Source organism: Sphingobium sp. B11D3D (assembly GCF_025961755.1).
Classification (GTDB): domain Bacteria; phylum Pseudomonadota; class Alphaproteobacteria; order Sphingomonadales; family Sphingomonadaceae; genus Sphingobium.
Map to the genome: position 1 here is coordinate 305,639 of NZ_JAOQOG010000001.1, position 25,291 is coordinate 330,929.

Here is a 25,291-nt window from a genome sequence, read left to right on the forward strand (position 1 = left end):
CGGAAAGGCCTATCAATCCTCGGCCGGGACGAGCCAGACGGTCAGCCCCGGCAGTTCGGGCGGGGCTTCTTCCGCGCTGAGCGGCAGGCGTTCCGCGTCGGCGCGGGCGCGGGCGAGAATGGCGGGCGGGGTGTCGGGGGCGAACAGGATGCGATCGGCCTGGCCCAGCGTGCGGGCTTCCCGAACCGTCAGGTCATCCGGGTCGTCCGAGCGCAAGGCGATGACATGCACGGCGCGGGAGGCAGGCGCGATGCGCGCTTCCAGCCACGGGTCCACCGCAGGCGTGCCGAAAGGGTCGAGCATGCCGCCCGGCGCCAGCGCCTCGCCAAGCGCGCGGCGGCGGTCGCGGGCATCGGGCCAGGCCTCCCGCATTGCGACCTTGGCGGCATTGAGCGCGCTGGCGAGGGCGCCGAGCCGGGCCGGGAGGATCGTCTCCAGCCGCTGACGCAAGGCTGCGGCCAGCCCTGAGGAGGCGCCGCCCGTGGAAACGGCGATCAATACCGGATCGCGGTCGACAATGGCGGGGGTCGTGAAATCGCACAGCGCCGGCCGGTCGACGACATTGACCAGCAGTCCGCGCGCCTTGAGCCGGTCTGCGGCGGCTTGGGCGGCTGTTTCATCCTCCAGCGCCACGAAGGCGATGCGGGCAGTGGCATTCTCGTCCGCAACCGGCACGCCGCCGGCCCGCTCGATCAGCCGGCGCTTGGCGTCCGCGGCCTCCCCAGTGCCAAGCAGGATGACCGGCTGGCCCGACAGGATGACGAAGAGCGGAAGGCTGTGCATGGCGCTCTCCTAGCCGGTCCTGGCCCGTCCGTCTGCCCCTTGCGGCCGATGCTCAGTCCTTAAGAAAATCCGGCAGGCGCTCGGCGGCGATGATCGCCTCGGGCATGATGCGGTCGGCAACGACGGCGAACTGGTCGCCATCCACCATCACTTCGGGCACCAGCGCGCGCGAATTGTAGGTGCTGGCCATCGTTGCGCCGTAGGCCCCGGCGGTGCGGAAGATGCCGAGATCGCCGGTCTTCACCACGTCGATATCGCGGGCCATGGCGAAGGTGTCGCCGCTCTCGCAGACCGGGCCAGCAATGTTGGCCACGATCCGCTCGCCGGTCGGCGCGACAGCCTCGAAATCGTGGAAGGCATCGTACATGGCCGGCCGGGCGAGGTCGTTCATGGCCGCATCGACGATCACATAGGGGCGGATGACGCCGGGCTTCACCCAGATGACGCGGGTGAGCAGCACGCCGGCATTGCCGACGATCACGCGGCCCGGCTCGAAATAGAGCGTGACGTCCCAGCCCTTGGTCGCCCGCTCCACCATTGCGCCATAATCGGCCGGCGTCGGCGGCACCTTCGTACGCTCATAGGGCACGCCCAGGCCGCCGCCCAGATCGATACGGTCGATGGTGTGGCCGGCCTCGCGGAGTTCGCCCATCAGCGCGCCGATCTTGCCATAGGCGGCTTCAAGGGGGGCGAGGTCGAACAACTGGCTGCCGATATGCGTGGCGATGCCGCGCAGGTTGAGGCCGGGCAGGGCGCAGAGCCGCTCGAAGATGCCGCCCGCCTGATCGATGGCGACGCCGAACTTGTTTTCCTTCATGCCGGTGGAAATCTTGGCGTGCGTGCCGGCATCGACATCCGGGTTGACGCGCAGCACGGCATCGGCGGTCTTACCCATCGCGGCGGCGATCTCGGCGAGGACGGCGCCCTCCTCCTCCAGCTCGATGTTGAACTGGCCGATCCCGGCTTCCAGCGCCGCGCTCAGCTCGGCGCGGGTCTTGCCGACGCCGGAGAAGACGATGTCCTTGGCCGGCATCCCGGCCGCCAGCGCGCGCTGCATCTCGCCGCCCGAGACGATATCCGCGCCATAACCCTCGCGCGCCAGTACGCGCAGCACGGAGAGATTGGGGTTGGCCTTGATGGCAAAGGCGATGTGCTTGCGGGGCAGGCCGGCCAGCGCCTTGCGGAACACGCGGGCATGGCGCTCCAGCGTGGTGCGCGAATAGATGTAGACCGGTGTCCCGACGGCCTCGGCAATCGCCGCCATCGGCACGTCTTCGGCGTGCAGCACGCCATCCTTGTAAGCGAAATGATCCATGATCTGCGCCCCTAGAGGCTGGTGCGGCGGATGGAAACCGGCTTTTGCGTCTGGCGGGAGGGGTTATTGCCCCTTCGGCCATGGGCATGTTCATTGCACATGCAGCCAAGGGCAGGCATTGTTCCGGCTCTGGGGGCAGGAGAGTCTTGCCATGCTGATCCGTCAATCTGCCGACCTGACCGAAAACGACGTCACCGATGAAGCGCTGTATCTGCGCCGGCGCGAGTTCATTGCCGGTGTGGCCGGCATCGGCGCCGCCGGACTGATCGCGCCGGCGGCGATGGCGGCGGATGCGCCCGCGACGGTAAAGTTCTCGCCCAACAAGATGAAGATCGACGAGACGCCGACGCCCTTTGCGGACGTCTCAACCTACAATAATTTCTACGAGTTCGGCACCGACAAGAGCGACCCGGCCGCCAATGCCAGCAGCCTGCGAATTGCGCCATGGACCGTCGCCGTGGATGGCCTGTGCCAGAAGCCGCGTAAGTTCGATATTTCGGACATCGTGCGCCGCTTTCCACTGGAAGAGCGCATCTACCGGATGCGCTGCGTCGAGGCCTGGTCGATGGTCATTCCATGGATCGGCTTTCCGCTCTCCGCGCTGCTGCGCGAGGTGGAGCCGCTCGGCAGCGCTAAATATGTGGCTTTCCAGACCCTCAATGATCCCAAGCAGATGCCCGGCCAGCGCCGGAACGTGATCGACTGGCCCTATCGTGAAGGCTTGCGGCTGGATGAGGCGATGAATCCTCTCACGCTGCTTTCGGTGGGCCTCTACGGCCGCCTGCTGCCCCGCCAGAACGGCGCGCCCATTCGCCTGGTCGTGCCGTGGAAATATGGCTTCAAGGGCATCAAGTCGATCGTGCGGATCACGCTAACCGACCGCCAGCCGCGCACGAGCTGGCAGATGCTCGCGCCCGACGAATATGGCTTTTACGGCAATGTGAACCCGGATGTGGATCATCCTCGCTGGTCGCAGGCGCGTGAGCGGCGCATCGGCGAGCTGCTGCGCCGCAAGACGCTGCCGTTCAATGGCTATGGCGATCAGGTTGCGAGTCTCTATCGCGGCATGAACCCCAAGAAGCTTTACTGACGGCATGACCAGGAAGACGCGCGATCGCCTGATCTCGGCGCTGGTCTGGCTGCTGTGCGTGGCGCCGCTGCTGCTGTTCGTCTGGCAGGGCCTGACCGGTGGACTCACGGCCAATCCCATCGAATATGTGTTGCGCGAGCTGGGTCTGTGGGGCCTGCGCTTCCTGTGCATCACGCTGGCGATCAGTCCACTGGCCAAGCTACTCAAAATGCCGGCGCTGTTGCGCTATCGCCGCCGCATTGGCCTGTGGGCCTTTGCCTATGTGGCGCTGCATCTGATCATGTATGTGGCGGTGGACCAGCAGTTCGGCTGGTCGTTCATCGTCGCGGATATCGTTAAGCGGCCCTACATCACCATCGGCATGGCGGCCTTCGTGCTGCTGGTCCCGCTGGCGATCACCTCCGCCAATCGCATCCGGCGCAAAATGCGCGTGCGCGCATGGCGGCGCTTGCACCAGCTTGTCTACCTCATCGCGATCATGGGCGTCGTGCACTATTTCCTGCTGGTGAAGGCCGATACACGCTCGCCGCTGATCTACGGGGGGATCGTGGCGGCGCTGCTCGGCTGGCGAGCGGTCATGCGGCTGCGCGCAGGGCGTGCGCGGCCGGCTTCCGCCGCATCCCAGCTGGACCAGCCTGCCCCGAGTCTTTAGCGTCAGGCCCGTCACGAGGGGGGTGGGCGCGACATGCCGTTTCGGTTCAGATCGTCCGATACATCCGTGGAGGAGGGTTTCCGCCGGATCGCCTGCGAGCGGCTGGATGAGGCGCTCGCTCTCCTTCGCGGCGCTGAGGAGCCGCCCGCGCGAATCGTTCATCAGCTGCGGCGGACCTGCAAGGCGATGCGCGGCCTGCTGCGGCTCGTCCGCCCCGCCTTTCCAGCCTATCAAGCCGAAAATGCCGCCTTCCGGGATATCGCAGCAATGCTTTCCGGCGCGCGGGACAGCGCGGTGCTGATCGAGACGCTGGATAGCCTGATCGATGCGGACGAGGCGCGCCAGGACTGGGCGATGCTGCGGTCACATTGGGCAGCGCCGGGGCATGGTGCTGCCGGGGCTATGGCCGAGCAGATCGAGTCATGTCGGGCGCCGTTGCTCGCCGCCCGCGTCCGCGCGCCGACATGGGCGCTCACCGCGCGGGGCGAGGACGCGATCTTGCCGGGCTTGCGCAAGACGTATCGGCAGGCCCGGCAAGCGATGCGCGCGCTCGAGGCCGTCAGCGGAACGCCCGCTGCTGCGCAAGCCAGTCATGCATGGCGCAAGCACGTCAAATATCACGGCCAGCATATCCGCCTTCTGAGCCGGTTGAACCCGGACCTCGCGAAGCGGCGCCTCGCCAGGACCGATCGTCTCGGCGACCTACTGGGCGACCGGCACGATCTCGACATGCTGATCGCGCGCCTGCGTCAGGATGGTGGATTGCTGTCCGACCCCGCTGCGGCGGCGCACCTCGCTGCTCTGGCGCACAAACGCGCCGAGGCTCTTGCCCGCAAGGCGACCCGGCTGGGCGAGGCGTTGTTCGCGGAGAAACCCTCAGACTTTGCCGCGCACTGGGCGATCCCGCCGCACCGGCGCTGAACCGCTCAGCTGTCGCCGCGGATGTCCGAGAGCTTGCGCTCCCATGCCAGCGCGTGATCGACAATGGTGTTGAGATCCGCATAAGCGGGTTGCCAGGGCAGGGTGGCCTTGATGCGGCTGTTGTCGGAGATGAGCGCCGGCGGATCGCCAGCGCGCCGGCCTTCGATGCGGCGCTCCACCTTGCGGTTCGTCACCCGGTCCACCGCGTCGAGTACGTCCAGCACCGAGAAGCCACGGCCATAGCCGCAGTTCATCGTCAGATTGCGCTCCGGCTCCGCCATCAGGGCTTCCAGCGCCAGCACATGCGCGGCAGCCAGATCGCTCACATGGATATAATCGCGCACGCCCGTGCCATCCGGCGTGTCGAAATCCGTGCCGAAGACCGCGACGCTCTCGCGCTTGCCCAGCGCCGCTTCCACCGCGACCTTGATGAGGTGCGTCGCCCCCGCCGTCGACTGGCCGGACCGCCCTTGCGGGTCCGCGCCGGCGACGTTGAAATAGCGCAGCGCGCAGAAATTGAGCGGATGGGCCGCGGCGACGTCCGCCAGCATGATCTCGGTCATCAGCTTAGACATGCCGTAAGGGTTGATCGGCTGCTTGGGGCTGTCTTCGCGCACCGGGCTTTCCTTCGGAATACCGTAGGTGGCGGCGGTGGAGGAAAAGATGAAGTGCGGCACGCCGGCCTGCACCGCGGCCTCGATGAGGGCGCGGCTGTTGGCGGTGTTGTTGCGATAATATTTGAGCGGATTCTCGACGGATTCGGGGACGATGATGGAGCCGGCGAAGTGCATGATGCCCTTGACGCCGTGCTGCCGCAGCACCCCTTCCATGAAAGCCGTGTCGCCAATGTCGCCTTCCACGAACGCGGCATTCTCATGCACGGCCCAGCGGAAGCCGGTGGTGAGATTGTCCACCACGACGACCGGCCATCCGCCATCAACCAGCGCCAGCACGGCATGGCTGCCGATATAGCCGGCGCCGCCGGTAACGAGGATGGTGGGCTTGTCGGTCATCGGGTTTCCTTGCTGCGTGGGGCTGCCTTGCCACGAGCCTGTTGCGCTTGGAAGTGCCCTCGGCGGTCGCGCGACTAGACGAACTGCGCGACGACCGGCAGGACGATCATCAAGGCCAGAACGATCAGCAGTGCCCGCAGCCAGTGCGGGCGGGTGCGATTCATCACCGCTCCGGCCGCTCGTTCAGCGCCGCGACGGCCTTGCGGACCTCCTGAGAGCGCCCGCGCGGCAGGATGACGATCTCGTCGCCCGACGCGATGACGATCAGGTCGTGCGCGCCGACCACAGTCACAGCCGGGCCATCGCTGCGGATCAGGCAGCCCTTGGCATCGATGGCATAGGCGGCGCCCTGCAGGGCATTGTCCGCCTCATCCTTGTCGGCGAGGTCATAGAGCGCATCCCAGCTCCCCACGTCCGACCAGCCCATGCTGACCGGGACGCAGGCGACCTTGTCCGCCCGTTCCATCACCGCATAATCGATCGAGTCGGACGGGCATTGCGCGAAGGCTGCGGCATCCGGCAGAATCGCGGCGCCCTGGCGGGTGGCTGCCGCCATCGCCGCGCGCGCAGCGGCCAGCATCGCGGGCTGGTGCGTCGCCAGTGCGGCCAGAAAGTCGCGGGCGCCAAACAGGAAGATGCCGGCGTTCCATACGTGCCCGCCCTGTGCGAGCATCTGTGCGGCGCGGGTTGCGTCAGGTTTTTCGACAAAGCGGCTGACGGTGTTGACGCCCGCAGCCAGTTCGTCCCCGAGCGCGATATAGCCAAAACCAGTTTCCGGTGCGGTCGGCTCGATACCGAAGGTCACGAGCCAGCCATCGGCGACCAGCGGCCGGGCGCGCTCGATGGCGGCATGGAAAGCCGGGACGTCAGCGATCACATGATCGCTCGGCATCACCAGCATAGCGCTGTCGCTCTCTTCCAGAGCCAACGCGGCCAGCGCGATGGCGGGCGCCGTGTTGCGGGCGCTCGGCTCGAGTATCAGCGTCAGCTCGGGCCCCGCCTGCTTGCGGATGATCTCGGCATGGGCCGCGTTCGCAACAACCAGGGGCGTCGCGCCGCCTTCGAGACCGGCTACCCGGCCCAGCGTCAGCTCGAACATGGTTTCCGGCGCCGTGAGAGCGATGAATTGCTTGGGATGCTCGCTGCGGCTGACCGGCCAGAGCCGCGTGCCCGATCCTCCCGAGAGGATGACCGGCGTGATGATCTGAGCGGGCAATGACGGTCTCCTGATAGTCCGTGCCAAATGGCGATTCTGGCCCTAGTGGCGCAGGGACGGCCTGACCGCAAGGCGGCCCGCGATGTAACCTGAGGTTACAGCAACGCTTTCTTGATGGAGCAGGCCGCCGGGCCGAGGATGACGACGAACAGCGTCGGCAGGATGAACAGGATCAGCGGGATGGTCATGATCGCCGGCAGGCGCGCCGCTTTTTCCTCGGCGCGCATCATGCGCTCATGACGGAATTCGGCGGAGAGGATGCGCAGCGCAGAGGCCAGCGGCGTGCCGTATTTCTCGGTCTGGATCATCGTGGTGACGACACCTTTGAGCGCCTCGACATCCACCCGCTCGGCCAGATTCTCGAAGGCCATGCGCCGCTCGGTGAGGAAGGAGAGCTCGATGGAGGTGAGTTGAAATTCCTCGCCCAGTTCGGGATAGGCCGAGCCCAGTTCGCGGGCGACGCGCGCGAAGGCGGCGTCTACGGTCAGGCCGGCCTCGGCGCAGATCACCAGCAGATCGAGCGCATCGGGAATACCCTTGCGGATCGCATCGGAGCGCTTGGTGACCTTGTTGCCGACATAGAGGTCCGGCGCCTTGTAGCTGAGCAGCAGGGCCCCGGCGAAGGCGCCGAACTTCTTGAGCGGCCCCCAGTGCGGCCAGAGGTCAAGACCGTAGATCAGCAGAGCCGCCGAGCCGCCCACGGCGATCGGCAGCACCAGCCGCGCGAAGATGACCGCGATAGCATATTCCTTGGAGCGGATGCCGGCTTGGGCGAGCTTCTTCTGCGCATCCCGCAACTGATCGTCCTGCAGCACCTTGAGCGAGGACAGGAAGCGCTGCATCCAGTCCGTCGTGTCGCTCTGGTGGACGATCTTGGTCCGCCGCTTGGACGGGGCAACGATGATGCCGGCCTTGAGCTGCTCGCGGCGATCGTTCAGCGCCCGCAGTCGCCGACCCATCGGGTTGCGCACGGTCGTAGCGGCGTAGAGCGCGACCAGCACGGCGAAGGTCGCCATGGCGGCAAGCAAGGTGCCGAGATCGGCTGCGGTGAGGCCAAAGAGCGTAGCGCCGGTGGATTGCATGATCGCGCGCTCCCCTCAGATCTCGAAGCTGATCATCTTGGCCATGATGAACACACCGATGCTCATCCACATCATCGCGCCGATGGCGATGACCTGCATCAGGCTGAGGCCGAACACGCCATTGGGATCGCCGATGAAAAAGGCCGACATATATTTGAAGTTGATCCAGCTGATCAGCCCGAAGACGATGAAGGGCAGAGCGCCGATGATGTAGGCCGATGCCTTGGATTCGGACGACATGGCGCGAATCTTCAGCTTCATCTGCGCGCGCTGGCGCAGAACGTTGCTGAGGTTGGCGAGCGTTTCGGCCAGATTGCCGCCCGTCTCGCGCTGGATGTTGATGGTGATGCAGAAGAACTTGAATTCCGCCGTGCCGAGGCGGGCGGCGGTTTCCTGCAGCGCCTGGTCCATCGACTGGCCGATCTTGATCCGCTCGGTGATGAGCTTGAATTCCTCACCCACCGGCCCGGGGATTTCCTGGCTGACGACCATCATTGTCTCGCCCACCGGCAAGCCAGAACGCAGGCCGCGCACGAGCAGGTCGAGCGCGTCAGGGAAATTGGTAGTGAACTTGTTGACCCGCCGCGCAATCAGCCGACCGACGACGAAATGCGGGATCCCGAAGCCGATCGCGGTCGCGACGAGCACCGATAGAAGAAACGAATAATCGCGCAGCACCATGATGGCGAGCACGGCAATCGCCAGCGCGACGGACGTCGTGACATATTGGCTGAGCGTCCATTTCTTGCCCGTCATGCGCAGGCGGGTGGCGAGCAATTCCGGGTTCGGGATCAGCGATGTGAACAGATGCCCCTGATCGAGCCCACGGGCGGCAATCGCCTTGCGCATCCGCGCTTCGATCTGGTTGCTCTCGCTACTTGCATGGCGCCCACGAATGGCGGCGATCCGACGGCTCCCGACGCGGTCTGCGGACGGCCCGGAGAGGGCCATGACCAGCAAGGCAATGGCCATCGCCGCGAGCAGGATCAGCAGAAGAAGCTGGCTATTCATCAAGGTCTCATCCAGTTACGTCTTGCTCGCAGGCGCTGGCATCGCGTCAGTCGTTGCCCGGCACGGAATCGGCATCCATCTTCTTCTTCGCCTTGCCCGGAATCTTCACCTCCAGCAGCCGGCCGATCAGCGATCCGCCGCTCTTGCCTTTGGCGCCCGTCTCGGCGAGGTCTGCCGAGTTCAGTCGGTTGCTCAGATCGAGCAAGGCCTGGCCCAGCTTGCTGGAGCGGCCGCTTTCCGCTGCCGTCTTGCCCAGCTTGGCCGCCTGGGCGGTGACCTTGGCGTCATAGGGCAGCACCACGTCGATGGCCCGCTCGATGCTCTGCTCGAAGTCCTTGCGGGTGATCTCCGCCACGCCGACCTGCACCTTGTTGGCGGCTACGATCACCTGCGATTGCGGGGCGTTCGTCTTGAGCCAGGAGAGGATGCGGATGGTGTCGCGGGCCGCCGCGAGCGTGAAGTCGGTGATCAGCACGATGGCGCTGGATTCATGGATCAAATGCGGGTGCTGGACCAACATGCCACGCGGCATATCCACGAACGTCCATTCGAAAGCAGACCGCAGCTCTTCCTCCAGCTGGAAGTAAGCCGATCCGTCCGTCAGCAATGGCTGGCTGATCGGCGCTTCGGCCGAGAGCACGGCCAGCGTTTCGCTGGCGCGGACCATGGCGCGCTCGATGAAGAGCCCGTCGATGCGGCTGGGATTTTCCACCGCATCAGTGAGGCCGCGCCCCGGTTCGAGATCGAGCGCGAGGGCGCCGGTGCCGAAATGCACGTCGAGATCGAGCAGGGCAGTCGAGCGCTTGCCCCGCGCGCTGGTGAGATAAGCGAGTGACGTGGCGACAGTGGAGGCGCCGACGCCCCCGCGCGCGCCAACGACAGAGACCATCATGTGCGCCCGCTCACTCGCCACCTCGGCCTTGGGCGTCAGGAAGACCGCCTGAGCGCCGGTGAGAATGTCGCGCATGGTGTCGACGGCGAGCGGTTTGAGCAGATAATCCTGCAGCCCGCTGGCGACGAGATCGCGGTACAGGCGCACGTCGTTCACCTGCCCCGAGGCAATCACCACCGTGCCCGGCTCGCACACTTCCGCCAGACTGTTGATGTCGGTGAGCGGGTCAGCCGATTCGGAGAGGTCGACGAAGAGAATGTTGGGGCTTGCAGACATCGAGAGCGACTGCACGGCATTGCGCAGCCCGCCCTTGTAGAGCTTTTCGGTGGGCCAACCCATCTCCTGCACCGCCGTCCGCAGTACCTCAAGGCTATGATCGTCGCAGACATAGGCGTGAAACGCATCGCGGCCATGCGGTCCGCCGGCTTTCCAGGGTGCGTTCATCTCACTTGCCTCCCACCGACATGCCCTGCAGGCCGCCGGCGCCCGTCGGGGCCGTCTCCTGATAGGTCTTGATGGCTTTGCTGTTCACGACGTTGGTGACGTCCAGACCGCCCTCGCGTCCTTCGACCAGGTCGCGTGGATCGGCGACCATGGCTGCGAGGTTGGTGGCCATGGCACAACCATAATTGTCGCTCAGGCCGCCACTCAAATTGGCTTCCGCCTTGTCCCGCCATGTCGGACAGCCCGGCACGCTGGCGACCGAGCGGCTGACCACGACGCGCAGGCCGCCGATGGGCGGTGCGCCTGCCGTCAGTGGCGCCTCGCCATCCACGAGCAGGCCGTAGCGCCCCACGACCTGCGTCACGCCATCGCGCAGCGCCAGAGAACCGCTGGTATCGCCGGCGAGCGTCACATGGTCGCCATAGCCAAGGCCGAGGGCGTTGAACCAGACGGTCAACCGGCGCTCGTCCATGCGGCTGAGCGTGCCTGCGCCGTCCGGGCTCAGGTCGAAGACGAAATCGGTGCGCTCGACGACCGGCTGATGCACTGGCTCGACCCCGCGATTGACCTCGCGGGAGCGGGCATTGGCGGACTGACCGATGAGGGCCAGTGCCATCAGGGTTGTGGTGCCGGCTGTGCGGAAGAAGCTTGTCTTGGTCATCTCTCGTCCTTCCACCTCAGAAGCTGAAGCCGGGTGCGGCATTGCCCGAGCGCGCGGCGACGCTGCCCTGCTCGACCGTCTTGGGGGGCAGGGCTTGCGGCGTGGGCCGGGCGTCGCCGGATCTGCCGTCCTGGATCTGCCCGCCCAGAATGCGTTGCGCGTCATCGGCATTGCGATAACCGTCAGTCGGCAGCGCGATCTGGCGCGCGTCGACCGGGCGCACGAGATAGGGCGTGACGATGATCACCAGCTCGGTTTCCTGACGCCGGTAGCTCTGCGACTTGAACAGATTGCCAAGAATGGGGATGTCGCCCAGGAACGGCGTCTTCTCGATCGTGTTGCCGCTCGCCGTGGAGAGCAGGCCGCCGATCATGAAGCTCTGGCCCGAGCCCAGTTCCACGGTCGTCTCCGCGCGGCGGGTCTGGATGCCGGGAATGTCGAACCCACTCACGCGCACCGCCGAGCTGCTGTCGAGCTGCGAGACCTCGGGCCGCACGCGCATCGAGATGCGGCCATTGGCAAGCACCGTGGGAGTGAATGCCAGACTGACGCCATATTGCTTATATTCGACGCTGACCTGCTGCTGGGTCGCGATGGGGATCGGCACCTCGCCACCCGCGAGAAAACTCGCCGTTTCGCCGGAGAGGGCCGTCAGGTTCGGATTGGCCAGCGTGACCGCCAGGCCCTGATTCTCTGCGAGATCAAGCGTGCTGAGCACGTTGAGGCCGAGCAGATTGCCCGCGAAGGCCATGGACGTGCCATTCTCGATGACGTTGAACTGGCCCGTCGCCAGCGAGCCGGGGTTGCCCCGGCCAATGCCGAACTGGAAGCCGCCCGTCGTATCCTGCGTAAGGATGTTAAAGCCGAGCGATTTCGTGAAGTTCTTGTTCACTTCCGCAATGCGGACCTGCAGGTTGACCTGCAGCGGCGTCGCGGTGCGCAGCCGGCTGACGACGTTGGTGTCGGCGCCCGAGAAGGCCTGGACGAGCCGCTGGACCTCCGCTGCGTCTTCCGGCGCTGCGACGGTGCCGGTGAGCAGCACCATGCCGTTCATGGTGTTCACCTGCACGTCCGATTCGGGCATGGCGAGGCGGAGCATCTGGTCGATGCTGGTGATGTTGTTCCCGACCCGCACGGCATTGGCATAGAGCATCTTGCCGTCGCGCGCGGTGATGAACACGTTGGTTTCGCCCGATGCCTTGGCGATCAGATAGACCTGCCGCTGCGAGCGGACATGCACATCGACCACATTGGGGTTGGCGATCACCACGTCGGTGAGATTGGCCGGCAGGTTGATCACCCGGCTTTCGCCAACGGCCAGCAGCAGCGTGCCGTCGGTCTTGGGCGCCATGGTCGCCTGGGCATGAAGGGCCGGCGCCACGGTAGCGCTGACGGTCAGGGCGAGCGCGGTGGCGAGAACGCCGGTCGCGGTGCGCGCCATACGGAGCCTGGACGGGCTGTTCATCTCACTTGCTCCCCAGCTCGACATTGGTGACGGCCGTCCCCCGCGCCACGCGCACCATCGGACCATTGCCGGACGGCGCGCCCGAGGGGTCAATGGGTTTGGCGGGAACGGTGCTGCGCTGATAGCGCGACACGTCGGCACCGGTGGAATAGGTGGAGCGGCCATCGACCGGCCGCGCGGCGGTGATCAGCGTGTTGCCGCCATTCTCGGCATCCACCGCATCGATGTCGCCGGAGGCCAGCGCGGCTTCCAGCTCCTGCGTGTTGTCCGCCAGCGAGCGCAGAGCCAGCGACAGAGCGCCAACGGTCTGCGCGACGCTGATCTTTTCGGCCATGCGCGGCGTGACTTCCATGGTCACGTTGGAGAACGTCCGCACCACCGGATTGCCCGATTCGTCGAGCGCGTTGGTGCGCTGATCGGTCGCCAGCACGCGCAGGTTGCGCAGGATGGTCTCAGAGACCTTGAGGGGCGGGCCGTCGCCGCCGCCGGGCACGCTCTGCGTGAGCACCAGGTCGACGCGGTCACCGGGGAACACGAAACCGGCAACGCTGCTCTGCACGGAGACAGGCACCGTCACGGCGCGCATGCCGGGACTGAGCGCTGCGGCGAGGAAGCCGCGATCGCCCGGCTTGATCAGCGATCCCTGCGTGACCGGCTGGCCCGCCGCGATGGCGGTGCGCACGACCGCGCCCACCATCTGGGCCTCGTCGGCTTTCCCCTGAATATAATAGGCGTCCTCGACCAGTTCCTTCGGCCAGGGCTGGAAGCGATAGGCATCCGGCCCGACGATCGTGCCGACCGGCAGCGGCTTGGTGGCCACGAGCACATGCGGCATCTGCGCGGTATCGGGCATGGCCGATGCCGTTGCCTGTGGCGATCCCCCGCCGCTGGTGAACATGGATCGGGCGAGAAACGCCGCCGCCACCGCTATGATCAACGCGCCAGCAAGCAGCGCGATCTTCTTCGGTTCCATTTCGAAACTCGCCTCCAGTCGGCGGAGCCACCCCCGGCCCCAATCCGCGTGATCATTAAGTCAAATGGTTAAGATAGCGTTCGCCGAGAACCCAAAGGCCCGCGAGCGCGATGGCGACGCCGTAGGGGATCTCCGGCTGGCCGATTCGGCGCGTCGTCCGGTGGTGGACGACGGTCACGATGGTGACCAGGCCGCCGATCAGCGCCATGACGATGATGAGGGTCGACATTGCCGCCAGCGGAAGCCACAAGGCCAGCGCGCCAAGCATCTTGACGTCGCCCCCGCCCATCATGCCGAGCGCGAACAAGCCCGTGAACAGCAGGAAAACTGCGGCGGCAAGGCCGACTTGCAGCAGAACGTCAGGATAGAAGGACAGGCCATTGGCCCACCACCAGCAGGGCGCGAGCAGCGCGATGGACAGATTGAGGCGGTTGGATATGATTCGGCTGCGCAAGTCCGTCGTCGCTCCCCATATGAGGAGCAAAGCCAGCACGGCGCTGAGCGCTGTCGATATCCAGACACCCGACATGATGGGGCACGACTAGAGTGTACGCCTTACCAAAGCGTAACCACTATCTGGCGCGCATTCCCTGGCTTTGCCGGGCTGCCGCCGATTCGGAGCGGCGCCGATGACCTCGGTCGATATCCTTATCGTCGGCGGCGGTATCGCCGGGTTCAGTCTGGCCGCAGGCATAGCCGGCAGCGCTCGGGTCATTCTCATCGAGCAGGAAGATCAGCCCGGCTATCACGCGTCCGGGCGGTCGGTGGCGTTCTGGGAAGAGACCTATGGTGGTCCCGGCGTACAGCCGTTGACCAGTGCGAGCGGGCCGATGCTGGCGCGGCCGGAACCGTCATTTTCCGAGCATGGCTTTCTCTCGCCGCGCGGCGCCATCCACCTTGGCCGCCATGATCAGCAGGGGCTTGCCGACCGCTTGATCGCCGATTTCGCGAGCAGCGATGTCCAGTTCACGCGACTCGGGCGTGAGGCGGTTGCCGAGGCCGTGCCGGGCATCCGTGACGAATGGACGATCGGTGTCGCGGCCCCCTCCTGTGCGGACATCGATACCGGCGGGCTTCTCGCTGCCTATCGGCGGGCCGCACGACGCGGCGGCGTGGAAGAGCGGCTGACGAATCGGCTGCTTTCAGCGCGCCGCGAGGGCGCTGGCTGGGCTGTGGAGACCAGCGACGGGCCGCTGTCGTGCGGCATCATCGTCGATGCAGCCGGCGCCTGGGCCGATGATGTCGCCCGGCGTTGCGGCGTCGTGCCGCTGGGCATCACGCCCCTGCGCCGGACGGTCGTGCAACTGCGCTGCCCAACGGCGCCCGCGCATGTCCCGCTGGTCATCGCGCTCGATGGAAGCTTCTACTTCAAGTCGGAAGGGCAGGGGCGCTTGTGGGTGACCCCGCATGACGAAACGCCGGACGATGCACGCGACGTGGTGCCGGAAGAGCTGGATGTCGCGCGCGCGGTCGATCGGTTCATGCAGGTCACCGACTGGCCGGTCGCGGCCGTGGAGCATAAATGGGCAGGACTCCGTAGCTTCGCGCCCGACCGGCTGCCGGTCTATGGCTATGATGCGGCTGTGCCCGGCTTTTTCTGGTTCGCGGGACAGGGCGGTTTCGGCATGCAAACGGCGCCGGCCGCAGCACAGATCGGCGCGGCCACGTTGCTCGACGAGGCGCTGCCGACGGCGGTCCGGCACATCGATGCATCCATCTACGCGCCGGATCGGTTCGGGTCGTCCCGCTGAAGCCGGACCTTATTGGCTCGGCTTCAGCCTGGCGGCTTATTTGAGGGTCTGAAGGTAGGCGATGACGTCGGCGCGCTTGGCATCGTCGGCAATGCCCGCGAACGCCATCTTCGTGCCCGGCATCGCCTTCATCGGCGAGCGCAGATAGGTGTTCAGCGCAGATGCCGACCAGGTAATGCCGCTGCCCTTGACGGCCGGCGAGTAATTGAACCCGGCGAGCGTGCCGGCCTTGCGGCCGACCACGCCGTGGAGCGACGGGCCAAGACCATTTTTGTCAGGCTCGACAGAGTGGCACACGCGGCATTGTGCGAACAGCTTGGCACCATTGGCGGCATCGCCCTCCGGCGCGGCAGCCGGAGCACTGGCGGGTGCCGAGGTTGCGACCTTCGCGGGGGCCGGTGCGGCCGCTGCGGTTTCCTTGGGTGCTGCGGTTTCGGCGGCAGGCTTTGTCGCTGCAGCCTCTGTCGCCCCGGCAGCCGGCGCGGGTGTCGCCGCCGCCTGATTGCTGGCTTCATTTGTGACAGGCACCGCCGCCGCGTTCACGGCGTTTTCCTGCATATCGTCAGGTTCGGAAACATTGTTCTGGGCCGGTTCGGCACTGCCGCCACAGGCCGAAAGCACGGCAAGGCAAGGCAGGATCAGGGCAGCGTGAGCGCGAGTCGACAGCGCGCGAAGGGTGGACATTGCAGCAACTCCCAACAATCTTTTCTGTCGTCCTCTCCAACCCTCACGGGCTTGTGCCCAAGCATCTGGCGTGGCGGACGGGCAGCGTCAACACTCAATTGTGCATTGCGATACGCCGGCCGGCTGGGCGGCAATCCGGCCGGGCTTCAGCTCTCGGGTTGACAGGGGGCAAATGATCGGGCCTTTGGAACGACTTGCAATCAGGCACGCCGGCCACGTGGGGGTTACTATTGGCTGAGAATTCTGAGGAACCGGCAGCCATCGTCCTGCCGACGATCACCGGTGGGAGCCGGCTGGATCGCGAATATGGGTTCACCTATCGCATGATCCTCGTTGCGCGCCGCTATCGCGCGATGCTGGACGAGCGCCTGCGTCCACTGGGCTATGGTTCGGCCCGCATGGAAGCGCTCTCGACGATCGCCCGGTCACCGGAACCGAGCGCCCAGATTGCCATCGCCAAGCGGATCGGCATTGAAGGGCCGACCCTGACGCGGATGCTCGATACACTGGAGGCCGATGGCCTGGTGGTGCGGTTGCAGGACCCCAGCGACCGGCGCACCAAGCTGATCCAGCTCACGCCGGCCGGGCAGGAAGCGCTGGATGAAATCATGGCGGTTGCCCACGCCTTCCGTGCGTCCGTACTGGAAGGGCTGAGCGACAAGGAGATCGATCAGGTCAATGTCGTCACCGACAAGCTCATGAGATTACTGTACGAATCGCCGATGGGCTGATTGCCCGTCGGGTCCGGCGCATCAGGCGCTGGACTTGGCCTGCCGCGCTAGATAGTTGCATTGCGAACGATCTAGGGAGAGCGATCCGCATGGCAACGGGCACGAACGAGCAGGCAGCGCACGGCGCGCCGCGCATTGTGCATCTCGACAAGATAACGATGGGCGGGTTCGAGATTCCCCGGCCCGATATCGCGCATGAGTGGATCGAGCATGATTTCACCGAGCCGCAGGATGTGGCTGCCCGCCTCGCCGGCGCGCAGGTGGCGATCATCAACAAGGTGCGGCTGGACGCGGCCATGCTTGCCGCGCTGCCGGACCTCAAGCTCATTGCCGTGACGGCGACCGGGATGGACGTGGTCGACAGCGTCGCGGCCAAGGCCCGGGGCATCGAAGTGCGCAATGTGGTGGGTTACGCCGGCACATCCGTCGCCGAGCATGTGATGATGCTGATCCTCGCGCTCGCTCGCGGGCTGGTGCCGTTTCGCAATTCGGTGGTTGATGGCCAATGGGAGAACGGCCGGGCCTTCTGCGTCTTCGCTGCACCCGTGCGGGATCTTGCCGGGCAGCGGCTCGGTCTGTTCGGCAGCGGCGCGATTGCGCAGGCTGTCGCCAGTCGCGCGCAGGCGATGGGCATGGATGTTGTGTTTGCCGGGCGCCAGGGGCAGCCGGCCGGTGAGGGGCGGCTGGCCTTCGAGGAGGTGCTGGCGACCAGCGACATCATCAGCCTGCATTGCCCGCTGACGGACGACACGCGGCACATGCTCAACGCGCAGACGCTGGCCGGCATGAAGGCCGGTGCCGTCATCATCAACACCGCGCGCGGCGCCCTGATCGATCTCGATGCGCTGGAGGACGCGCTGGCGTCAGGCCATATCGGCGGCGCCGGAATCGATGTGGCGCCGGTCGAGCCGCCACCACCGGGCAGCCCCATTCTGCGCCTTGCTCAACGCGACAATGTGATCGTCACGCCGCACTCGGCATGGCTGAGCGCACAGGCGGTGACGGAAGTGGCGCGGCGCACCGGCGAGAATGTCGCAACCTTCCTGGCGGCCCGCTAAATGGCGATGAACCGGCGCGCTTTGCTGGAGGAGGCTTTTGCCGTCGCTGTGGCGGCGTGCAAGCGGGCCGAGACGATCATTGCGGCCCTGCCGCCCCGGCCCGAGGGGCGCGTGCTCGTCATCGCCGCAGGCAAGGGCGCCGTGCCGATGGCGCAGGCGGTGGAGCAGCACTGGCCGGATGCCACCGGCCTCGCCGTGACCCGCACTGGCTATGGCGGCCCGCTCACCCGCATCGAGCTGGTCGAAGCCAGCCATCCCGTGCCGGATGCTGCAGGTCTTGCGGCGGCAGAGCGATGCCTCGCCCTGGCTGAGAGCGCCGAGGAAGGCGATCTGCTGCTGGTGCTCCTTTCGGGTGGAGCCTCGGCCCTGCTCGCAGCGCCATCCCCGCCACTCGATCTCGCGGCCAAGCAGGCGGTGACCCGCGCGCTGGTGCGCTCCGGCGCGTCGATCGGCGAGATCAACATGGTGCGGCGCCACCTGTCGCGCATCAAGGGCGGACGCCTCGCGGCGGCTGCCTGGCCAGCGCAGGTGGTCACCCTTGCCGTCTCGGATGTGGTCGGAGATGTGCCGCAGGACATCGGCTCTGGCCCGACCGTGGGCGATGAAAGCACGGTGGCACAGGCGCAAGCGGTGCTGGCGCGCTATGGCATTGCCGATCCGGGCGGCTGGAGCGAATCGATCAAGCCGGATGATCCCCGCCTGGCGGAGAGCCGGTTTGAGGTGGTCGTCCGCCCCGATGACGCGCTGGATGCCGCCGCCGCATTTTTGCAGGCGCAGGGTTATGAACCGGTCATTCTCGATCGGGAGGCCCATGGCGATGCGCGCGAGGTCGCGCGCCGTCATGCCCGGGCCGCGATCCTGGCGCATAATCGTGCCCAACGCTGCGCGCTGCTCTCGGGCGGCGAATTGACGGTGACGGTCACCGGCCATGGGGTCGGTGGCCCCAATCAGGAATATGCGCTGGAGCTGGCCGGGCAGATCGCCGACCATCCCGGCGTCGCCGCGCTGGCCGCCGATACGGACGGGGTGGACGGCAACCGGGATGTCGCGGGCGCCTATGTCGATGGCGAAACCGGCTTTGCGCTAGACGAGGCCGGGATCGATGTCGAGGCGGTGCAGGCCGCCAACGATGCCGGGGGCGCGCTGGGTCAAGTGGGTGCGTTGTTTACGCCGGGGCCGACGCTCACCAACGTCAACGACTTGCGGATCATCCTGGTCGATCCTTGACGGCTCGGCATCGCAAGCATTGAATTTGCAAATCATTTGAATCGGAATTAATAGAAGCTGCACAAACATGTGAGACAGGAGAGGTGCGATGGACGTCAGGAGGCTGCATCCGATTTTTGGCGCCGAATTGTCCGGCCCCGACCTGTCGCAAGTCCCAGACCAAGCGCTGATCGATCTCGTCGAACGCCTGATGGAAGAGCATGTCGTGCTGTGCATCCGCGGCCAGGGGCATATCACGGATGAGGAGCATCTGCGCTTTGCCCGTGCCTTCGGCCCGCTCGAACTGCCTGGCATGTATCGCCCGGATGAGCCGCGCCGGATGGCTTATGGCCTCTACGATGCCTCCAATCTCGACGTGAACGGCGAGATCGTGGACCGCGAATCGCTGCGGGCCAAGTTCGCCAAGGGCAATGAGATTTTCCACGCGGACAGCAGCTTCAACGACATGCCGAGCAAATGGTCGATGCTGCGCGGTGTGATCGTCCCGCCGGAGCGCGGCGACACCGAGTTCGTGGATCTGCGCCATGTCTACGATGAACTTCCGCAGGCGATGAAGAATCGCATCGAGACTCTCGTTGCCGAGCACAGCTTTGCGGCCAGCCGGATCAAGGGCGGCGCCAGCCCGGAGGAAGCGGCCCGTATCCGCGAGATCATGCCGGGCGCGATGCAGCCTATGGTGCGAATCAGTCCCTCGGGTCGCAAGAGCCTGTTCGTGGGCAGCCATGCGTTCCGCGTCGAGGGGCTGAGCGATGCCGAGGGCACGGCCCTGATCGACGAATTGATCGCCTTCGCCAGTCAGGAGAAGTTTATCTACGCACACAAATGGCGCCAGGGCGACCTGCTGATCTGGGACAATCGCTATGCGCTGCACCGCGGGACTGCGTTCGATTATGTGCGTTACAAGCGCGATTTGCGCCGCGCCAACGTCAATGAATATGGCGAGGAGCGCAGCGCGATCACCGCGCCGTTGCGCGCTATTTCCAATTGAGGAGCGCCGGCCGGGTTGAACCGAAGGGCAAGGCGACGGAAATGCTTGCATTGCTCCATGAAAAGCTGCAAGATAGTTAGGTAGCTAATTACATTGCTGAGGACCGAAGGCTGTCGGCACAAAGCCGTCCTCGTTTCATTCGGTCTTCAGGCGAGAGGAGCAGGCCCATGGATTATCCGCTGATCAGTTGTGACGATCACCTCGATCTCAATCAACTTCCTACCGATCTCTGGACGAGCCGGCTGCCCGACCATCTGAAGGATCGCGGCCCCAAGGTCGAGATGGTCGATGGCCGCGCCACCTGGATGAGCGACGGTAAAAGCCTGGGCGGCTGGTCGGGTGCGCCGAGCACGATGACCGGTCCCAAGCCGATCTTCACCGCCCTGGATCGCGGCGGCATTGTCGATCAGACCGAGCGTCGCCCTGCGGTCGCCGAACTGCGACTGGCCGACATGGATCGGGATGGCGTGTACGCGCATGTCATCTTCGGCCCGGTCACCTCGCTCGATTTCGACGACAAGGAACTGCGCGACGCCTGCTACGGCGCCTATAATGAATGGCTCAAGGAGTTCTGCTCCGCGGCTCCCGACCGGCTGATCGGCGTGCCGATGCTGCCGCCCGAGCCGGAGGCGGCCGTCGCGATGCTGCAGAAGATCGTCGATCTGGGCGGTTTCAAGCAGGCCAATCTGCAGATCGCCATGGCCCAGCCGCGCCTTGAGGACGAGCGCTGGGAGCCGCTGTGGACCATGCTGGAGGAGAATAATATCATTCTCTCCTTCCACGTGACCGTGTTCCCGAGCGTCAGCCGCGCGTTCGACAAGTATAAGGGCAGCCCCGGCGCCACCTTCCTGCACGTGAAGATGTTCATCGAGCAGTTCATGGATCCGTTTGTGGACCTGTTTGCCTGGGGCATTCTCGAGCGTCACCCCGGCCTCAAGATCGTCATCGCGGAGAGCGGCATCGGTTGGCTGCCATGGGTGATCGAGGAGCTGGATTATCGCCACTGGCGCCTTTGGGAAGCCGAGGAATTCTGGAACGCGCGCGGCGGCATTCCGCACAAGATGAAGCCGTCCGAGCTGTTCAAGCGGCAGGTCTACGGCACGTTCCAGCAGAGCCCGACGGCGATCGCGCTGCACAAGTTCTACGGTGAGGACAAGCTGCTGTGGGCGACGGACTATCCGCACCCGGACAGCATCTGGCCGAACAGCCGCAAGGTGCTGGCCGAGTTCACCGAGGGCGCCGATCCGGCGCTGGTGCGCAAGATTGCCTATGAGAATGCCGCCAAGCTCTATGGGCTGGACATTCCGGCCCGCGTCGACGCGATTGCCGCTGAGTAAGCGCACACTTCGCGGTGAGATAGAAAAAGGGAGGGCGCGCGCTCTCCCTTTTTTCATGACCAGCCTGCGGCTGCGCTAGGTCTGCCGCGGCATCACGCGCCCGATGAACCGCGCAACCTCGCGCTCGATTTCCCTGTTCTCCGGTACCTTGCCCCAGCCGAACCCGGCGTGCGGCATCGCTTCCCACACGTGCAATTCGGCATCGACGCCCGCCTCTCGCAACTTGCGGTGGAAGAGCACGGAATTGGACAGGAAGAGATCGCGCGTTCCAGTCTGCACCAGTGTCGGCGGAAAGCCCCGGGTGAAGTCGCCGAAGAGCGGGGAAAGATAAGGCTGCGTGAGGTCATGGCCGTTGGCGTAGAGCGCGTTGCACTCCGGCAGCCCGCGCTTGAGCACCACATCCAGCCCTTCATTGGTGAGGAAGCTGTCGCCCGACTCGGTCAGATCGACTTCGGGCGTCAGCAACACGAGACCGGCGGGGAGCGGCAGGCCCTGATCGCGAATCATCAGCGTCACAACCGCGGCGAGATTGCCGCCGGCCGAACTGCCGCCAATCACGATGCGGCGCGGATCGGTCCCGGCCAGCAACGCCCGGTATACCGCAAAGCAATCCTCCGGCGCAGCCGGGTAAGGGTGGTCGGGCGGCATACGATAATCCACCGAGACGACCCGGCAGCCCAGCGCCGCTGCCTGCCGGGCACCGGTCGCCTTGGCGAATGCGCCACCGCCGAAAACAAACGCGCCGCCATGAATGAAGAGATAGACCGGACCATCATCAGCTGTTCCGGCGTGCGGCACGCAATCATGGCAGGCCACGCCCGCGATCTGCACGGTGTCGATGGTCACTGGTAGCGTGGCGAGCATGGCTTGCGCCATCGGCTCCCACATGGCGTTGCTGGCCGCCAGCCGTTCCCGCCAGCCTGCCAGATCGGTCGCGGCAGGCCAGTTCGTCGCCGGCGTGGCGGCGCCCTCGATCAGTGCTTGCCGGGCTTGCGGGCTGATCGTCCGTGGCGGCGGGATGTCCCGCGCCGGGAGCTTCACGCTGGTCTGGCCGCCCTCTTCGTTCGTCATATTCTCTGCCCCCTAGTGACGCCTGCCGTCGGGTTCAGACGGTCACAACGATCTTCCCGATTTGCTGGTTCGATTCTAGATAGCGATTGGCTTCCACGATCTCGCTGAACGGGAAGGTGCGCGCGATCACCGGTTTGAGCTTGCCCAGCTTCAATCCCAGCAGGATGTGCTCCTGCGCGCGCTTGTACCGCTCGGGGTGGTTCCAGATTTCCGAGGCGACCCAGCCGCGCATCGACAGGCCTTTGAACGCCATATTCCAGTGCGGATAGGGGGTCGGCTGTTCGGACAGGCCGCCATAGATGAACAGGATGCCGCGCTCGGCCATCGCGCTGGTGAGCGTCTGCACATAGGGTCCCTGCACCGGGTCGAACACAAGCCGCGCACCCTTGCCGTCGGTGATCTGCATCACGGCCTCAACCAGATCCGTCTCCCCGGTCGCGATGACATGGGCGGCCCCGTGCGCCTTGAGCGCCTCGGCCTTGTCGCTGGTGCGCGTGGCCGCAATCGAGACGGCGCCGGCCCAGTTGGCGAGCTGGATCGCGGCGAGACCGACGCTGCTGGAGGCGGCGGGAATGATGACATAATCGCCGATGCCGGCCTTGCCGACCTCGATGATCGCATAGGCCGTCATATACTGCATCCACACCGCCGCAGCCTGCGCGGCGCTGAGCCCGGGTGGTGCGTGCAGGAGGCAGCGGGCCGGCACGATTGCCTGCTCGGCCCAGACGCCATATTGGCCGAGCGGATACATGGGCAGAGCACAGACCCGATCACCGACGGCGAAGCCGGACACGCCATCGCCCAGAGCTTCGATGATGCCGCAGGCCTCATAGCCGATCAGCGTCGGCAATGTCGGCTTGGTGGGATAGCGCCCTGCCCGAAACATCGCTTCGGAGCGGTTGAGGCCAATGGCTTCGACCCTGATCCGCACTTCACCAGGGTCTGGCGCGCCGACCGCGATCTCATCGAAACGGAGCACGTCAGGCGGCCCCAGTTCATGCACGCGGACGACCTTTGCCATCTGTTCTCTCCTGTGTGGTCAGCTCCGCCGTCTCAAAGCGGTTCGTCGAGCGGCTGCTGCTCGTCGTAGATCGGGTTGTACATGAGCGTTCCGAACTGGGCGACGAGATTGGCGCGGACCTCGTTCGGTGCTTCAACCGGAATGGCACGGACCAGCGCGTTGCTGCGCGCTTCGATCCCGCGCTGGAACTCCGGGTGGGTCATGATGAACAGGTCGCGGCGGCGGATGCCGCGCAGCACGCGCTCACCCACTTCCTCGCTGGACATGAACAGGTTTGGGTCGAAGCCGGGTGCCGGCCGCGCATCCTTCTTCGCGCCGACGGCCTCGGGGGCCGGGGGCGGCGCATCATTGCGCAGATGCTCGGGGCGGGTGGCGTTGGTCGTGCTGCCGAGCTGGGTCTGCACCGGGCCGGGGAAGAAGACCGAGGCGCCAAGCGCGGTGCCGCGCAGATCGGTGGCGAGGCTTTCGAACATGCCGGCCACGCAGAACTTGGCGGCGCAATAGAGCCCGGCATTGCCCACTGCGGAAAAGCCGCCGGTCGAGGATGTGACGACGATCTGCCCTTCCTCGCCATGCTTGAGCATCCGCGGCAGCATGGTGACGAGCCCGTTGACGACGCCGCCGACATTGACGGACATGTTGAAGTCCCAGTCCTTGTAGGTCGCCGTCAGCATCGAGCCGGTCACGCCCACGCCGGCATTGAGCGCCAGCACATGGATATTGCCGAACTGCGCCTCGGCTTCATCGGCGGCGCGTGCCCAGCCATCGCGGTCTGCGACATCCAGCTTGATGGCGTGAACGGCCAGATTGGTCTTGGCAAAGCCTTCCATCGCCTGATCGAGCGCGTCCTGGCGGATGTCGGCGATGATGACCCGCATCCCCGCTTCGCCGAAGGCCTTTGCCATGCCCCAGCCCATGCCGCTCGCGCCGCCGGTGATGAAGGCCGTCTTGCCACTCACGTTCAACATCAGATCACCTCTCCTCAATCCGCCTGCTCATGCGGGACGGCAAGGCCCTATCGAGATCAGAATGACTAAGTCCACAAAAAAGCGGTGGCGCGTGCGTGGCGTGACTGCGGTGCGCGACAGTCGATTAGGCGATAAGTCAGAGCAGAGGCGGGTCCGACCCTGCTCGCAGCAAGCCAGCGGTTTGTTGATTAGGTCTTTCCGCCGGAAGCCGCGCGCGATCAGCGCACGCGGTTCACGCGCACAGCCGCCTGCCGCCCGACTTGCATCAGATAGCTGCCGAGCGCACCCTTCCGGATGGTGACCGAGTCCTGGGGGGCAGGCGGCTGGAAGGCAGTCATCCGCTCCGCCATCCGCCAGACCGCGCCATCCCCGAGCGTGACCTGCCAGAGCCCCGGGCCGATCTCGCGCACGCTTGCCACGGTGGCGCTTGTTTCCTTGTCCTCCTGCGATGCGCGGGGCTGGCGCGTGGCGCGCTCCACCTGCTCGGCGCCAAAGCCGGTCGTCGCCGCCGGGGCGGACGAGGCAGCCGGTGCGGGCGTAGGCGTGGGTGTGCGGCTCGCACTGCCGGAGCCCGCGGCGCCCGGCACAGGCGCGGGAGAAGAGGCGCCGCCTTGCGGCTGATTATGCTGCGCCACCGAATCGTAGCAGGCGAGGCGGGCTTCCGTGGACCCAATTCTCGCGCAGGTCGCCAACTGGTCGTTCAGGCTGCCCTGTGCTTGGGCCACGCCGCTCAGTCCGGCTGCGACGATGATGAAGGCGCTGACTGCCGCCACGGATTTGCTGATCACCGGTCCTCTCGCTCCCACATATCTTGTCTTCTCGTGACGCGGTCGTCCGCGTGGCGAAAATCTTACTACGCCATCTATTGCGGGTCTAACGATTTTACGGATCGCTCGGGGATGACCATTATGTCTGATTATTTTGCATAAACATTGAC

The 25,291-nt window shown here is 65.7% G+C and carries 25 protein-coding genes; 9 read left to right on the forward strand and 16 right to left on the reverse strand.

The features are described 5' to 3' along the window. Positions 1 to 12 precede the first annotated feature (12 nt). Together M2334_RS01505 and lysA are read right to left on the reverse strand one after the other, a co-directional pair. Complete coding sequence (locus M2334_RS01505) at positions 13 to 783, reverse strand: siroheme synthase (protein WP_264571755.1); 771 nt, start codon at positions 781 to 783, stop codon at positions 13 to 15. 52 nt (positions 784 to 835) lie between these two features. After that, complete coding sequence (gene lysA / locus M2334_RS01510) at positions 836 to 2,098, reverse strand: diaminopimelate decarboxylase (protein WP_264585941.1); 1,263 nt, start codon at positions 2,096 to 2,098, stop codon at positions 836 to 838. 151 nt (positions 2,099 to 2,249) lie between these two features. Here lysA and msrP point away from each other — a divergent pair, with 151 nt between their 5' ends. The 3 genes from msrP (at position 2,250) to M2334_RS01525 (ending at position 4,761) form a co-directional block, all read left to right on the forward strand. Further along, the gene (msrP, locus tag M2334_RS01515) at positions 2,250 to 3,188 is read left to right on the forward strand and encodes a protein-methionine-sulfoxide reductase catalytic subunit MsrP (RefSeq protein ID WP_264585940.1); all 939 of its coding nucleotides are present in this window, start codon (positions 2,250 to 2,252) and stop codon (positions 3,186 to 3,188) included. A 4-nt stretch (positions 3,189 to 3,192) separates the two neighbouring features. Further along, positions 3,193 to 3,840 carry a sulfite oxidase heme-binding subunit YedZ gene (locus M2334_RS01520; protein ID WP_264577627.1) on the forward strand — a complete coding sequence of 216 codons (648 nt, stop codon included), beginning with the start codon at positions 3,193 to 3,195 and terminating at the stop codon, positions 3,838 to 3,840. 66 nt (positions 3,841 to 3,906) lie between these two features. Further along, positions 3,907 to 4,761, forward strand: coding sequence for a CHAD domain-containing protein (locus M2334_RS01525; protein WP_264588441.1), 855 nt, complete (start codon positions 3,907 to 3,909; stop codon positions 4,759 to 4,761). Positions 4,762 to 4,766: 5 nt separating this feature from the next. Here M2334_RS01525 and galE read toward each other — a convergent pair whose 3' ends face one another. The 9 genes from galE to M2334_RS01570 all read right to left on the reverse strand — a co-directional run bounded on the left by galE (position 4,767) and on the right by M2334_RS01570 (position 14,047). Continuing rightward, complete coding sequence (gene galE, locus M2334_RS01530) at positions 4,767 to 5,774, reverse strand: UDP-glucose 4-epimerase GalE (RefSeq protein WP_264604617.1); 1,008 nt, start codon at positions 5,772 to 5,774, stop codon at positions 4,767 to 4,769. A 163-nt stretch (positions 5,775 to 5,937) separates the two neighbouring features. Continuing rightward, complete coding sequence (locus M2334_RS01535) at positions 5,938 to 6,990, reverse strand: mannose-1-phosphate guanylyltransferase/mannose-6-phosphate isomerase (RefSeq protein WP_264593626.1); 1,053 nt, start codon at positions 6,988 to 6,990, stop codon at positions 5,938 to 5,940. A 95-nt stretch (positions 6,991 to 7,085) separates the two neighbouring features. Beyond that, a complete protein-coding gene (locus tag M2334_RS01540) occupies positions 7,086 to 8,072 on the reverse strand; it encodes a type II secretion system F family protein (protein ID WP_181561218.1) in 987 nt (328 codons plus the stop codon). Positions 8,073 to 8,087: 15 nt separating this feature from the next. Continuing rightward, positions 8,088 to 9,083 carry a type II secretion system F family protein gene (locus tag M2334_RS01545; RefSeq protein WP_264604618.1) on the reverse strand — a complete coding sequence of 332 codons (996 nt, stop codon included), beginning with the start codon at positions 9,081 to 9,083 and terminating at the stop codon, positions 8,088 to 8,090. A 46-nt stretch (positions 9,084 to 9,129) separates the two neighbouring features. Further along, positions 9,130 to 10,419: an AAA family ATPase gene (locus M2334_RS01550; protein ID WP_264604619.1), complete on the reverse strand. Its 1,290-nt coding sequence runs from the start codon at positions 10,417 to 10,419 to the stop codon at positions 9,130 to 9,132. A 1-nt stretch (position 10,420) separates the two neighbouring features. Beyond that, positions 10,421 to 11,080 (reverse strand): CpaD family pilus assembly protein, encoded by a 660-nt coding sequence (locus tag M2334_RS01555; RefSeq protein ID WP_264571764.1) that lies wholly within the window; start codon positions 11,078 to 11,080, stop codon positions 10,421 to 10,423. Between the two features lie 16 nt (positions 11,081 to 11,096). Then, complete coding sequence (locus M2334_RS01560) at positions 11,097 to 12,545, reverse strand: type II and III secretion system protein family protein (protein WP_264604620.1); 1,449 nt, start codon at positions 12,543 to 12,545, stop codon at positions 11,097 to 11,099. Position 12,546: 1 nt separating this feature from the next. Beyond that, positions 12,547 to 13,518, reverse strand: a complete 972-nt coding sequence (cpaB, locus tag M2334_RS01565) for a Flp pilus assembly protein CpaB (protein WP_181561222.1) — start codon at positions 13,516 to 13,518, stop codon at positions 12,547 to 12,549. A 55-nt stretch (positions 13,519 to 13,573) separates the two neighbouring features. Next, the gene (locus tag M2334_RS01570) at positions 13,574 to 14,047 is read right to left on the reverse strand and encodes a prepilin peptidase (RefSeq protein WP_264588052.1); all 474 of its coding nucleotides are present in this window, start codon (positions 14,045 to 14,047) and stop codon (positions 13,574 to 13,576) included. A gap of 100 nt (positions 14,048 to 14,147) precedes the next feature. Here M2334_RS01570 and M2334_RS01575 point away from each other — a divergent pair, with 100 nt between their 5' ends. Beyond that, positions 14,148 to 15,269 carry an NAD(P)/FAD-dependent oxidoreductase gene (locus M2334_RS01575; RefSeq protein ID WP_264604621.1) on the forward strand — a complete coding sequence of 374 codons (1,122 nt, stop codon included), beginning with the start codon at positions 14,148 to 14,150 and terminating at the stop codon, positions 15,267 to 15,269. Positions 15,270 to 15,305: 36 nt separating this feature from the next. On the opposite strand, the gene M2334_RS01580 is transcribed toward M2334_RS01575, so the two are convergent. Then, complete coding sequence (locus M2334_RS01580) at positions 15,306 to 15,953, reverse strand: c-type cytochrome (RefSeq protein WP_264604622.1); 648 nt, start codon at positions 15,951 to 15,953, stop codon at positions 15,306 to 15,308. 230 nt (positions 15,954 to 16,183) lie between these two features. Between M2334_RS01580 and M2334_RS01585 the strand changes: the two genes are divergently transcribed. The 5 genes from M2334_RS01585 (at position 16,184) to M2334_RS01605 (ending at position 21,294) form a co-directional block, all read left to right on the forward strand. Beyond that, complete coding sequence (locus M2334_RS01585) at positions 16,184 to 16,684, forward strand: MarR family winged helix-turn-helix transcriptional regulator (protein WP_181561226.1); 501 nt, start codon at positions 16,184 to 16,186, stop codon at positions 16,682 to 16,684. 89 nt (positions 16,685 to 16,773) lie between these two features. Continuing rightward, complete coding sequence (locus tag M2334_RS01590; protein WP_264604623.1) at positions 16,774 to 17,742, forward strand: NAD(P)-dependent oxidoreductase; 969 nt, start codon at positions 16,774 to 16,776, stop codon at positions 17,740 to 17,742. A 6-nt stretch (positions 17,743 to 17,748) separates the two neighbouring features. Beyond that, complete coding sequence (locus M2334_RS01595; protein WP_264604624.1) at positions 17,749 to 18,969, forward strand: glycerate kinase; 1,221 nt, start codon at positions 17,749 to 17,751, stop codon at positions 18,967 to 18,969. A gap of 88 nt (positions 18,970 to 19,057) precedes the next feature. Next, positions 19,058 to 19,957 carry a TauD/TfdA dioxygenase family protein gene (locus M2334_RS01600; protein WP_264604625.1) on the forward strand — a complete coding sequence of 300 codons (900 nt, stop codon included), beginning with the start codon at positions 19,058 to 19,060 and terminating at the stop codon, positions 19,955 to 19,957. A gap of 167 nt (positions 19,958 to 20,124) precedes the next feature. Further along, complete coding sequence (locus M2334_RS01605) at positions 20,125 to 21,294, forward strand: amidohydrolase family protein (protein ID WP_264571772.1); 1,170 nt, start codon at positions 20,125 to 20,127, stop codon at positions 21,292 to 21,294. Between the two features lie 75 nt (positions 21,295 to 21,369). On the opposite strand, the gene M2334_RS01610 is transcribed toward M2334_RS01605, so the two are convergent. From M2334_RS01610 to M2334_RS01625, 4 genes are all read right to left on the reverse strand, one after another. Then, entirely contained in the window at positions 21,370 to 22,365 is a 996-nt protein-coding gene (locus M2334_RS01610; protein WP_264604626.1) for an alpha/beta hydrolase, read from the reverse strand. Positions 22,366 to 22,399: 34 nt separating this feature from the next. Then, positions 22,400 to 23,386 (reverse strand): zinc-dependent alcohol dehydrogenase family protein, encoded by a 987-nt coding sequence (locus M2334_RS01615; RefSeq protein ID WP_264604627.1) that lies wholly within the window; start codon positions 23,384 to 23,386, stop codon positions 22,400 to 22,402. Between the two features lie 32 nt (positions 23,387 to 23,418). Beyond that, on the reverse strand, positions 23,419 to 24,354 hold the full coding sequence (locus M2334_RS01620; protein WP_264604628.1) for an SDR family NAD(P)-dependent oxidoreductase: 936 nt from the start codon (positions 24,352 to 24,354) through the stop codon (positions 23,419 to 23,421). Positions 24,355 to 24,572: 218 nt separating this feature from the next. After that, positions 24,573 to 25,142, reverse strand: a complete 570-nt coding sequence (locus M2334_RS01625) for a hypothetical protein (protein WP_264604629.1) — start codon at positions 25,140 to 25,142, stop codon at positions 24,573 to 24,575. Positions 25,143 to 25,291 lie beyond the last annotated feature (149 nt).